This window comes from Serratia sp. X3 (assembly GCF_014982455.1).
In the GTDB taxonomy this organism is placed as follows: domain Bacteria; phylum Pseudomonadota; class Gammaproteobacteria; order Enterobacterales; family Enterobacteriaceae; genus Serratia; species Serratia ureilytica.
This window is the reverse complement of sequence record NZ_JADCNB010000004.1, coordinates 82560-94813: the sequence shown is the minus strand read 5'-3', so window position 1 is coordinate 94813 and position 12254 is coordinate 82560. Positions and strand designations below refer to the sequence as shown.

The following is a 12254-nucleotide window of genomic DNA, read 5'->3' as shown; positions in this document are numbered from 1 at the left end:
CCGGGATTCAGAACGCTTTCTTGGCGTAGCCGGTGACCGCTTTCAGGCCCATCTCGCGGCCCAGCGCAGTCATCGGGTGCACTACGATCAGCCCGCGCGCGCTTTTCTTCAGCGCGCCCATATCGGCCTGCTCTTTCTTGGTGATCTCGCGGCTGAACGGCAGCTGGCTCAGCTTCTGCGCTTCGGCGCTCAGCTTCTCGCCGCGCACGTTTTTCAGGCGCTCGATCTCCGTCGCCAGCTTCTCTTTCTCTTTGGTGTGCTGCGCGATCAAGTCAGGGTTGCCCTGTTGGATCACGGTGGCGTCTTTGTGGTTCAAGGCGTCCAGCAGGTCGCTCAGGCGCTTGATCTCTGCCTTTTCTTTCTCTTTCATGGTCTCTGGCCCGTTGTGCCCAAAATGGCACTCTAATCAATGATACCGGCATTGTAGCAAAAGGCGCGCGCCGTTACCCGTCCTGCGCAATGCCGGGCGGCAGGCCGCTCATCTCGCAGGCCCTGGCGCCGAGCCGAGCCAGCGCCTGGGTGTAGCGCGCGTTGAACGGGTAGCAGCAGGAGAGCCGCAGCGCGTTGCGGTAGCGCCCGCTCGGGGAATACAGGGTGCCCGGCGTCAAACAGATCTGCTCCTCCAGCAGCTGATGGAACAGCGCCACGCTGTCCACGCCGGGGGGGAATTCGACCCAGAACACGAAGCCGCCCGCCGGCTGCGTGGCCAGCGTGCCGCGCGGGAAATGCCGGGCGATCAGCGCCCTCGCCTCGTCGACCTGCGCCGCATAGCGCTTGCGCAGGTTGCGCAAATGGTGATCGTAGCCGCCGCTCTCCAGGAAGGTCGCCAGCGTTTCCGACAGCAGCTGCGACTCGGACATCGACGACACCGCCTTCAGCTTGCGCAACGCCTCGTGAAAACGGCCGCCGCAGATCCAGCCGACGCGAAAATCCGGCGCCAGCGTTTTGGTGAAGCTGGAGCAAAACAGCACCCAGCCGTCGCGATCGAACGCCTTCACCGCCGGCGACAGCGCCCCGCCGAACTGGATCTCGGCATACAGCCCGTCTTCAATCAACGGCACCTGATGATCGTTCATCAGCCGCGCCAGCCGCTTTTTCGCGGCCAGCGGCATAGTGCAACCCAGCGGGTTTTGCACCGTCGGCATGGCGATCACCGCATTCAGCCGCTTCTCGTTCAGCAGCAGCTCCAGCGCGTCCAGCGACAGCCCCAGCTGGGGATCGGTAGGGATTTCCAGCGCTTTCAGCCCCAGGCTGGCCAGCAGCGGCAGCAGATAAAAGTAGGTCGGCGACTCCAGCCCGACGCAGTCGCCCGGTTTGGTGGTGACGCGCAGCGCCAGCTGCAGCGCCTCCATGCAGCCGTGGGTCAACACCACGTCGCCCGGCTCCAACAGCATGCCGAGCGTCATTGAGCGGCGGGCGATCTGCTGACGCAGCCGCAGGCTGCCGGGCGGCAACGGATATTGTCCGATCAGACCCGGCTGGCGGCGCAGTTGGGAAGACAGCATGCGCCCCAGTTTGCCGCCGGGATAGAAATCGCTGGTCTGCGGGCAGGCCAGCGCAATGTTGGTGAAGGCCGGATTCTGCTGGGCGGCGAACACCGTATCGATCAACGCCAGCACGTCGTCCGCCGGCGGCTCGATGCGGCTGCTGGGCGCCGAGGCCATCTTCAGCGCCGGCAGCGTGCTGCGGACATAAAACCCCGACTGCGGCCGCGCTTCGATCAGCCCGCGATCCTCCAGCGTGCGGTAAGCCGACACCACGGTATTGATGCTGACGCGATGGGTTTGCGCACAGCGCCGCACCGAAGGCAAGCGGTCGCCGGGCTGCAGCGTGCCGCGGCGAATGGCTTCGGCCAGCGTATCCGCCAGCTGCAGGTAACGGGTATCCGGGGTTTCATCGAGCAAGGTCACAGTTTCTCTCCAGGCAATGGGTACAGTTTACATTTCATACAACTGTAACCATGACAATATCCGATTTGTGATTCTGTCACCATCCCATCGCAGCGATTATGCTGATCCTCTCGTTATTACCGTCATTTTCACGTTCAAGGAACCTGCCATGCTGGACTCCGCCTTTGTCAGCTACGTCACCGTCATGTCGATCACCCCCGGTCCCAACAACCTGCTGCTGGCCTCGTCGGGCGTTAACTTCGGCCTGCGCCGCACCCTGCCGATGCTGTTCGGCATCTGCGTCGGTTGTGCGGTACAGCTGGCGATCATTATCCCGCTGCTGGCGCTGGCGCTGAGCTGGGCCGGCGTCATCCGCCTGCCGCTGGCGGTGATCGGCTGCGCCTATCTGCTGTGGTTGTCATGGAAGCTGTTTCAGGCGGCCTCGCCGGACACCAAAGAACAGGCGCAGCCGATGAGCCTGCTCAGCGGCGCGCTGTTTCAGGCGGTCAACCCCAAGGCCTGGCTGATGGTGATCAACGTGGCGATCCTGTTCACCCCGCGCGAAGGCGCCACTTTCGTCCATACGCTGTCTATCATCGCCGGTTTCGCGCTGCTGAACTTGCCGTGCGTGCTGCTGTGGGCGGTGTTGGGTGACCGGTTGCGCAACGCGCTGCGGGTCACCTGGAAACTGCGCGCCTTCAACGGCGTGATGTCCGGGCTGATGGCCGCCACCGCGCTGTGGTTGCTGTTCGACGAATGGCGCGCGGCCTTTGCTTAGCCGCGGCCGAGAGGAGAGAGTCGGGAAGGTTGTTTGGCGCCGATGCCGGCGATCAGGTCGGTAATGGACAGCACCATGGTGGAGCGCACCATCTGCTGATAACGCTGGCGCTGCATGGCGATCAGCGCTTCATCCGCCTCGCCCGGCTGCAGGAAGGTCGGCACCGGCGGCAGCGCGGCCACGCAGTGCAGCTCGCCGAACGGCCCGAGGATTTCGTCGTCGACGAAGCGGTATTCCGAACCGTCGTGGTTCAGCTCTTCGCGCATCGCCATCAGCAGCTCGGCGTCTTCATATTCGTGGCGGGAAATCACCCCCAGCCCGTACATCAGCTTCAGACGCACCGACAGATCCCCCAGCGGGCCGCTGCCGGACAATAGCGGTTCGACGGCATATTTCACCGCGTAGTCGTCCTTGCGGAATACCTGCACCACCAGCACGTTGAGCGCTTCCGCCAGCAGCTCTACCGCTGCGATCAGGAAGCTGCGCACCGTTTTGCCCGCGTTCAGCTTTTCCAGAACCTGGTTTTCAAATGCCTGTGCTTCTTCCATCGTCGCTTTTCGAAAGGCGTGGGGAGGGCCGTCGATGCCGAACTCGGGTTGCAGGAGCGCAGCAAGCTGCGCTCGGGTGTTCATCATCACGATTCTACTTGTGCATGGCGTTATACACAGCAACGGCCTGTTCTACAACCTCGCTTTCCGCCGGCAGGCCGGAAATTTGCGCCAGCGCGGCTTTCGGCCCGAGCGTGTTCAGCAGTTCCGCCAGTTCCTGCGCCTGCGGATCCTGTTCGCTGCGGTAGCTCATGGCGGCGGCGATGCCCTGGATCAGGTTGGCATGCGGCAGGCCGTATTCCAGCGTGCCCAGCAGCGGTTTGATCAGGCGATCGCCGGCGCTCAGTTTGCGCAGCGGCTGGCGCCCCACGCGCTCGACGTCATCGTGCAGATACGGGTTTTCGAAGCGGCCGAGGATTTTGTTGATGTAGGCGGCGTGCTTGTCGGCGTCGAAGCCGTAGCGTTTGATCAGCACCGCGCCGCTCTCTTCCATCGCCCCTTTCACCACCCGGCGGATCGCCGGATCGAGAATGGCGTCGCGAATGGTTTGCAGCCCGGCCCGTTGGCCGAGGTAGGCGGTGATCGCGTGGCCGGTGTTGAGGGTGAACAGCTTGCGCTCGACGAAGGCCATCAGGTTGTCGGTCAGCTCCATGCCGGCGATCGCCGGAGGCTGGCCTTTAAACTGCGTCTGATCGACGATCCATTCGCTGAAGGTTTCCACCGTCACTTCCAGCGGATCGCTGCTGTCCGCCGGCGGCACGATGCGATCGACCGCCGAATCGACGAAGCCGACATGCTGCTCAACCCATGCCTGCTCATCCTGCGGCAGCGCGGCGAACACGTGCTGCTTCAGCTGGCTGGTGCCGCGCACCATGTTCTCGCAGGCGATGATGTTCAGCGGCTGCACATTGCCCTGCTGATGGCGCAGCACCAGTCCTTTGGCGATCGTGCCGGCGATTTTGGCGAGAATTTGCGGACCCACGGCGGTGGTCACCAGATCCGCCTCGGCGATCAGCGCCACCGCGGCTTCGCCGCCGCTGTTGACGGCGCTGACGTTGGTGACGTTCTCCACGCGCTCTTGCTCGCCCACCACATGCACCGAGTAGCTTTTTCGGCTGTTCAGCAGATCCAGCACCGTTTGATTGACGTCGGCGAAGGTCACCTCAACGCCCGCGTCCGCCAGCAGCTTGCCGATAAAACCGCGGCCGATGTTCCCTGCGCCAAAATGTAATGCTTTCATAACTCTACCTTCTTAATGTCGAAGGGTGCAGCAAGCTGCACCCTTTAAAATGATTCTGTTATCCGGCTTTTTTGCCGCCGAGCAGGTCCAGCACTTCCTGGACGCTGGTGGTATTCGCCAGCCGCTCGATCACGCTCTCGTCATCCAGCGCGTTGGTCAGGCTGGTGATCACCTGAATATGCTCGTTGTTGCGCGCGGCGATGCCGATCACCAGGCGCGCCACTTCGTCCTCTCCATCGCCGAAGCGCACGCCCTGCGGGTACTGACAGAACACCACGCCGGTGCGCAGCACCCGGTCTTTGGCCTCGATGGTGCCGTGCGGCACGGCGATCGACTCGCCCAGGTAGGTGGAGGTGAGCTTTTCGCGCTCCAGCATCGCCGGCACGTATTCCGCCTCGACGTAGCCGCCCTTCACCAGTTGCTCGCCGGCGAAGCGGATCGCCTGCTCTTTGTCGCTGGCCTGCAGGTTGAGGAACACGTTGCTCTCGCTCAGCTTGAACAGGTTCGGTTCCCCGGCTTCAAAGCTGTCGTCCAACGCGCCCATCACCTTCTGCTGGTTGTCGGTGGTTTTGTTGACCGCCACCAAACGCTCGACCAGATCGCTGTACAGCTTGCTGTCGAGGAAGTTGGTCAGCGAGATGTGCTGGGCCTGCGGCGCGTGGCGCATCGCGCGCTCGGTCAGATCGCGGTGGGTGATCACCAGATCCACGTCGTCCGGCAGGCTGTTGATGGCGCTGTTGGTCACCGAGATATTCTTCAGCCCGGCGTCGGTCACTTTCTTGCGCAGCACCCCGGCGCCCATGGCGCTGGAACCCATGCCCGCATCGCAGGCGACGATGATTTTGCGCACGGTGCTCAGATCGCCGTCGACCGATGCCGGCGCCGCCGCGCCGCCTTTGGACTGCGATTTCATCTCTTGCATGCGACGGGTCGCGGCTTCCAGATCGTCATCCTCTTTCACCTTGGAGGTTTTCAGCAGGAAAGCGGATACCACGAAGGAGACGGCGAAGGCAGCACATACCGCCGCAATGTTGGCGAAGTAAGCGCCTTTCGGCGTCATCGCCAGCACCGCCAAAATCGACCCCGGGGAAGCCGGAGAAACCAGGCCGCCGTTCAGCATCGTCAGGGTAAAGACGCCGGTCATGCCGCCCAGGATCACCGCCAGCAGCAAGCGTGGGTTCATCAGCACGTAGGGGAAGTAGATTTCGTGGATGCCGCCCAGGAAGTGAATGATCGCCGCACCGCCGGCGGATTGCTTGGCGCTGCCGCGGCCAAAGAACATGTAGGCCATCAGCACGCCCATGCCCGGGCCTGGGTTGGCTTCTATCAGGAAGAACACCGATTTGCCGGCTTCCGTGGCCTGCTGAATACCCAGCGGCGAGAAGATGCCGTGGTTGATGGCGTTGTTCAGGAACAGGATTTTCGCCGGTTCCACGAAGATGGACGCCAACGGCAGCAGGTTGTTCGTCACCATCACGTGCACGCCCGCGGCCAACAGTTTGGAGAGCACCTCCACCAGCGGCCCGATGCCCAGGAAGGCCAGGATCGCCAGCAGCATGCCGATGATGCCGGCGGAGAAATTGTTCACCAGCATTTCAAAGCCGCTTTTGATCTTGCCGTCCACCCAGCGGTCGAAATGCTTGATGGCCCAGCCGCCCAGCGGGCCGGCGATCATCGCGCCGAGGAACATCGGCATGTCGGCGCCGACGATGACGCCCATGGTGGTGATGGCGCCGACCACGCCGCCGCGATCGCCGCCCACCAGCCGCCCGCCGGTGTAGCCGATCAGCAGCGGCAGCAGGTAGGTGATCATCGGGCCGACCAGCTTGGCCAAGGTCTCATTCGGCAGCCAGCCGGTTGGAATGAATAGCGCGGTGATAATCCCCCAGGCGATAAAGGCGCCGATGTTGGGCATCACCATGTTGCTCAGGAAGCGGCCAAAGTTTTGCACTTTAACCTTGATGTCTGGTGAAAACATAAAACACACCCCTATTGTTACGCGCTGACAATAGAGCGCGTGATTATTGTTGTGACGATCCAGCCGTGTTGCCGCTGTATGCGAAACGGACTCTATCACGCTGTTTTTGTCACGCGAACTTCACGGATTTTTTGTGATACAAATCACATACAACACCCCAGCAAACCCTCATTTATAGTGATTTAGATCACATTTATGACGTGTAAAAAAAGCACAACGAGAAAAAAATCGCCTTAAAACCCGAAATAAAGTGATGTCAGTCACACTTTCAACTTTGTGTTTTGTTTTTAAATTGCGACAAACATCACAATTTATTTTTAGCTGCCGCGCCCGATAACCACGCGCTGTTTGATCTTCCCTGTGAGCACTCATCCCGCCGGGAACTAGCGAAGTGATGAGTGAAAGAAAACTACATTGCCTAATGAATGGATTAATTGAAGTGTAGTACAGAAGCCTGCGCAATAAGCCAGCAAGCTATTGGAAACGCTGAGGGGAAATAAAACAGGCCGGCAATGCCGGCCTTTAGCTGCTGACAAAGGAGGAAAAAGCGTGGTTTTTCCTCCTTTGTGGTGAGCAGCCGAAAATCAATGAATTGATTTTCCTTATTCTTATATGTTGCCTTCTATAAACCCGGCAACGTCTTCAAGGTTGGTATTAACCTCAGGCCGGCAATGCTGGCCTGTCTCATGCGTGGGCGCGTTATTGCATCACGCTTTGAATGGTTTTCTGCGCATTCATCAGGTTCTGCTGCTTAGCCACCAGATTCGACATCATGGTGTTGTATTGCGCCACCTGCTGCGCAGTGCGGAACTGCACGCCGTTGTTGTTGAAGCTGACCTGATTGCCCTGGCTCTGCAAGAAGTCGCCGACCTGCACCAGATCCTGCACAAAGCTGGCGGTGGTCGGGATCGCCGGCATCAAGGCGTTGGCCGGTGCGGTGACGATCTTGTCATAGGCCTGGTTGTACACCGCCTTGAGATCGTCAGGCTGCTTCAGCGCCGCGTGGGCAGTATCCGCCTGCGATTTGGCCGACTGGATCTGCTGGCCCAACAGGTTCAACGCCCCGACCGATTGCTGCAGCGCGTCGCGTTTGTTCAGGTAGTCCTGCGCGGTGCGGATCTGGTTAATCTGATCCAGCGCCGGGGTCAGGCTGGCGCCGACCGACTTGGACAACTGCTGAGAAAAACCGACCAAAATCGCGTAATCACCGGCATAGTTGCCGAACTTCTGTTTCTGGTCTTCGCTCAGCGTGGGGATGTTCGCCCCGCTGCGCATCACGGTATTCTGTAAGTAATCGATAAATGCTTTGCGCTGTTCCGGCTCTTTATCGCCGCAGGCGGTCAATTGCATGACCACCAACAATGCCAATACCGGTGCCAACCAACGCGCGAAACCTCTGCTCTGGATCCCTACCGCCATGTGACATAACTCCTGTTATAAACCTGCTTTTTCATTGGACTCCGCCCCTTTTTCCGCACTCCGTGCGCCTATAAGAATAGATCAACTGGCGGCGTTCCGATACGCGATTCCACTTGCGGTGAACATTGTCTCGGCCGGAGGCGGTTGAAAACGGCGTACTGCACGTGCCACGCACGCATGGTACACTTTTCCTACGTTTATCGTCGGGCCAACTTGCTCATGTCCTCTTATCAGCCACCGTTGACCATCACGCCCTCCATTCTGCATCTGGCGACAGACGTCGGCGCCGCATTGGCCCGTTTGACGATACAAGCGGAACAAGAGCATGCGTTGCGGCTAAGGCGCATCAATCGGATCCGCACTATTCAAGGTTCGTTGGCGATCGAAGGCAATACCCTGAGCGAAGAGCAGATCACCGCTATCATCGCAGGTAAGCGCGTCATCGCCCCTCCGCGTGACGTTCAGGAAGCAATGAATGCCATCCATTGCTATACCAACCTGAATCATTGGCATCCCGAAAATGAACGCGATCTGCTTGCCGCACATGGGATGTTGATGAACAGCTTACTGCCTGATGCTGGCCGCTATCGTCAAAGCGGCGTCGGCGTGATGAACGGCAATGTTGTGATCCATATGGCTCCACCGGCGGAACGCGTACCGTTGCTAATCCGTCAATTGCTCATCTGGCTGCAACAAACCGACCTGCCACCGCTGATCGGCAGCTGTGTATTTCACTATGAATTCGAATTTATCCATCCCTTTGCCGATGGAAACGGCCGTATGGGACGGTTGTGGCAAACGCTGATTTTGTCACGCTGGGATCCGTTGTTCGCCAACGTGCCGGTTGAGAGCCTGGTACATGATAACCAGCCCGGATATTACCAGGCTCTGAATGCCAGCAACCAAAAGACCGATTGCTCACCCTTCGTTGAATTCATGCTGGAAATGATTCTAAAAGCGCTTGAGCTGAGCATTACCCCCCAAGTCACCCCCCAAGTCACCCCCCAAGTCGCTGACTTGCTAGCGGCGCTGCAAGGGGAGATGTCGCGAGAAGCGCTCCAGAATGTTCTACAGTTGCAAGATCGAAAATCTTTCCGCGAGCGCTATCTACAGCCGGCCTTGAATGCGGGTTGGATTGAAATGACGCTACCGGATAAACCCAAGAGCCGTTTACAACGCTATCGCTTGACCGCTGCCGGTATCAGACTGTTACGCCAACCATAAAAAAGGCGCCCGAGGGCGCCTTTTCACAGCAAAGAATCGCTTATTGCAGCACGGAGATATCCGCCACCTGCAGGAACAGCTCGCGCAGTTTGCTCAGCAGCGTCAGACGGTTAACGCGCACTTCCGCATCGTCCGCCATCACCATCACGTTGTCGAAGAACGCATCCACCGGCTCACGCAGCGCGGCCAGTTCCACCAGCGCTTCCTGGTAGTTGCCCGCCGCGAAGTACGGCTGCAACTTGTCGCGCAGCACCACCAGGTGAGTCGCCAGCTGGATCTCAGCCGCATCCTTCAGCACCGAGGCGCGCACGCTGTCGTTCAGCGTTTCGCTAGACTTGGCCAGAATGTTGGAGACGCGTTTGTTGGCCGCAGCCAATGCCGCCGCCTCGTCCAGCGTGCGGAAATGGGATACCGCCTTGACGCGCGCGTCGAAGTCGGCCGGTTTGGTCGGACGGCGCGCCAGCACCGCCTGAATGGTATCGACCGCGTGGCCTTCTTCCTGATACCAGGCGCGGAAGCGGCCCAGCATGAATTCCACCACGTCGTCGACCACCTTGGCATTGGTCAACTTGCTGCCGTACAGGCGCACGGCCTCTTCGGTCAGAGTCTGCAGATCCAACGGCAGGTTTTTCTCGACGATGATGCGCAACACGCCCAGCGCGGCGCGGCGCAGCGCGAACGGGTCTTTATCGCCTTTCGGATGCTGCCCGATGCCGAAGATGCCGGCCAGGGTGTCCATCTTGTCGGCGATCGCCAGCGAGCAGGCCACCAGCGACTGCGGCAGCGCATCACCGGCGTAGCGCGGCTGATACTGCTCGTTCAGCGCAACGGCGATGTCTTCCGCCTCACCGTCGTGGCGCGCATAGTGCATGCCCATCACGCCCTGGGTGTCGGTGAATTCGAACACCATGTTGGTCATCAGGTCGCACTTCGACAACAGGCCAGCGCGGGTGGCGTGGTTGACGTCGGCGCCAATCTGGCCGGCAACCCAGCCCGCCAGCGCCTGGATGCGATCGGTTTTGTCGCGCAGGGTGCCCAGCTGCTGTTGGAACAGCACGGTTTCCAGGCGCGGCAGGTTGTCTTCCAGACGTTTTTTGCGGTCGGTGTTGAAGAAGAACTCGGCGTCGGCCAAACGCGGACGCACCACCTTCTCGTTGCCGGAGATGATCTGCTGCGGGTCTTTCGACTCGATGTTGGCCACGAAGATAAAGTTAGGCAGCAGTTTGCCTGCGGCGTCGTACACCGGGAAATACTTCTGGTCGCCCTTCATGGTGTACACCAGCGCTTCCGCCGGCACCGCCAGGAATTTCTCTTCGAATTTGGCGGTCAGCACCACCGGCCATTCCACCAGAGAGGCCACTTCTTCCAGCAGGCTGTCGCTCAGATCGGCCTTGCCGCCGATCTTCTGCGCCGCCAGTTCGGCGTCGCGTTTGATAAGGGCTTTGCGCGCTTCGTAGTCAGCGACCACTTTGCCGCGCTCCAGCAGGATCTGCGGGTATTGGTCGGCATTGTCGAGGGTGAACTCGGCTTCGCCCATGAAGCGGTGGCCGCGCACGGTGCGCGCGGATTCGATGCCCAGCACGGTGCCCGGGATCAGATCGGCGCCCAGCAGCATCGTGACGGTGTGCACCGGACGCACGAACTGCACGTCGGAATCGCCCCAGCGCATCAGTTTCGGGATCGGCAGCTTGCCGAGCGCGGTGCTGACCATGCCGGCCAGCAGTTGTTGCGCCGACTGGCCTTTGACATGGGCGCGGTACATCAACCACTCGCCCTTGTCGGTCACCAGGCGCTCCGCCTGATCGACGGTGATGCCGCAGCCGCGCGCCCAGCCTTCGGCCGCTTTGCTCGGTTTGCCTTCGGCGTCGAACGCCTGAGCGATCGCCGGGCCGCGTTTTTCAATTTCGCGATCGGCCTGCGCCGCGCTCAGGTTGGCCACTTTCAGCGCCAGGCGGCGCGGTGCAGCGAACCAGCTCACGTTACCGTGTTCCAGGCCGGCGTTGTCCAGCTCGGCGGTGAAGTTGGCGGCGAAAGATTCCGCCAGGGAACGAAGAGCCTTCGGCGGCAGCTCTTCCGTGCCGATTTCCACCAGGAAAGTCTGTTGAGTCATGGCTGCCTCTTAGTTCTCGTTCTTCTTGTTGCACATCGGGAAGCCCAGCGCTTCGCGGGAAGCGTAGTAGGCTTCGGCAACGGCTTTGGTCAGCGTGCGGATACGCAGAATGTAGCGTTGACGCTCGGTCACCGAAATCGCCTTGCGCGCGTCCAGCAGGTTGAAGGTATGGCCCGCCTTCAGGATGCGTTCGTAGGCCGGCAGCGGCAGCGGTTTTTCCAGCGCCAGCAGCGATTGGGCTTCTTTCTCGTACTGCTCGAAGCAGGAGAACAGGAAGTCGACGTCGGCGTATTCGAAGTTGTAGGTGGACTGCTCCACTTCGTTCTGATGGAACACGTCGCCGTAGGTGGTGACGCCCAGCGGGCCGTTGCTCCACACCAGATCGTACACGCTGTCCACGCCCTGGATGTACATCGCCAGACGCTCCAGGCCATAGGTGATCTCGCCGGTCACCGGCTTGCACTCCAGGCCGCCGACCTGCTGGAAGTAGGTGAACTGCGTCACTTCCATGCCGTTCAGCCACACTTCCCAACCCAGGCCCCAGGCACCGAGCGTCGGGTTTTCCCAGTTGTCTTCCACGAAGCGGATGTCGTGGATGGTCGGATCCAGACCCAGCTCTTTCAGCGAGCCCAGGTAGAGTTCCTGAATGTTGTCCGGCGATGGCTTAATCACCACCTGGAACTGGTAGTAGTGCTGCAGACGGTTCGGGTTTTCGCCGTAGCGGCCGTCGGTCGGGCGACGGGATGGCTGCACATAAGCGGCGGCCATCGGCTCCGGCCCCAGTGCGCGCAGGCACGTCATCGGGTGTGAGGTTCCCGCGCCGACTTCCATGTCCAATGGTTGAACGATGGTGCAGCCCTGGCGCGCCCAATAATCCTGCAGTGTCAGGATCAGGCCCTGGAAGGTCTTGGTATCAAACTTTTGCATGTTGAATTCGCACGCGATACAAGTGGATTTATATGGAATGCGCCAGTATACCCTTTGACCGTAAGATATACAGCCAGAATCCGGCAACAAGTGCGAATCGGGGCGAGAAGCGCTGGATTTTCACCCGTCGGTCAAGAAAAC

Annotated in this window: 10 protein-coding genes; 2 read left to right on the top strand and 8 right to left on the bottom strand. The window is 60.3% G+C overall.

The window, feature by feature from the left end:
• Positions 1 to 7 precede the first annotated feature (7 nt).
• Both IMX17_RS17340 and IMX17_RS17335 read right to left on the bottom strand, forming a co-directional pair.
• Positions 8 to 370 (bottom strand): YibL family ribosome-associated protein, encoded by a 363-nt coding sequence (locus IMX17_RS17340; RefSeq protein WP_015376167.1) that lies wholly within the window; start codon positions 368 to 370, stop codon positions 8 to 10.
• Between the two features lie 73 nt (positions 371 to 443).
• On the bottom strand, positions 444 to 1910 hold the full coding sequence (locus IMX17_RS17335; RefSeq protein WP_046898779.1) for a PLP-dependent aminotransferase family protein: 1467 nt from the start codon (positions 1908 to 1910) through the stop codon (positions 444 to 446).
• A 148-nt stretch (positions 1911 to 2058) separates the two neighbouring features.
• Between IMX17_RS17335 and IMX17_RS17330 the strand changes: the two genes are divergently transcribed.
• Positions 2059 to 2667, top strand: coding sequence for a LysE family translocator (locus IMX17_RS17330; protein WP_046898778.1), 609 nt, complete (start codon positions 2059 to 2061; stop codon positions 2665 to 2667).
• Here the strand turns inward: IMX17_RS17330 and IMX17_RS17325 are convergent.
• The 4 genes from IMX17_RS17325 to IMX17_RS17310 form a co-directional block, all read right to left on the bottom strand.
• Positions 2664 to 3215, bottom strand: a complete 552-nt coding sequence (locus IMX17_RS17325) for an MltR family transcriptional regulator (protein WP_046898777.1) — start codon at positions 3213 to 3215, stop codon at positions 2664 to 2666. The two genes, IMX17_RS17330 and IMX17_RS17325, sit on opposite strands and share 4 nt — an antisense overlap.
• A 94-nt stretch (positions 3216 to 3309) precedes the next feature.
• On the bottom strand, positions 3310 to 4455 hold the full coding sequence (locus tag IMX17_RS17320) for a mannitol-1-phosphate 5-dehydrogenase (protein WP_182265619.1): 1146 nt from the start codon (positions 4453 to 4455) through the stop codon (positions 3310 to 3312).
• 58 nt (positions 4456 to 4513) lie between these two features.
• Entirely contained in the window at positions 4514 to 6433 is a 1920-nt protein-coding gene (locus IMX17_RS17315) for a PTS mannitol transporter subunit IICBA (protein ID WP_182265618.1), read from the bottom strand.
• Between the two features lie 699 nt (positions 6434 to 7132).
• The gene (locus IMX17_RS17310; RefSeq protein WP_046898774.1) at positions 7133 to 7852 is read right to left on the bottom strand and encodes a DUF3053 domain-containing protein; all 720 of its coding nucleotides are present in this window, start codon (positions 7850 to 7852) and stop codon (positions 7133 to 7135) included.
• 219 nt (positions 7853 to 8071) lie between these two features.
• On the opposite strand from IMX17_RS17310, the gene IMX17_RS17305 reads away from it, so the two are divergent.
• Entirely contained in the window at positions 8072 to 9076 is a 1005-nt protein-coding gene (locus IMX17_RS17305) for a Fic family protein (RefSeq protein WP_060660858.1), read from the top strand.
• A 40-nt stretch (positions 9077 to 9116) separates the two neighbouring features.
• Here IMX17_RS17305 and glyS read toward each other — a convergent pair whose 3' ends face one another.
• Complete coding sequence (glyS, locus tag IMX17_RS17300) at positions 9117 to 11186, bottom strand: glycine--tRNA ligase subunit beta (protein ID WP_182265617.1); 2070 nt, start codon at positions 11184 to 11186, stop codon at positions 9117 to 9119.
• A 9-nt stretch (positions 11187 to 11195) separates the two neighbouring features.
• Positions 11196 to 12113, bottom strand: a complete 918-nt coding sequence (gene glyQ / locus IMX17_RS17295) for a glycine--tRNA ligase subunit alpha (RefSeq protein ID WP_004933966.1) — start codon at positions 12111 to 12113, stop codon at positions 11196 to 11198.
• Positions 12114 to 12254: the final 141 nt, after the last annotated feature.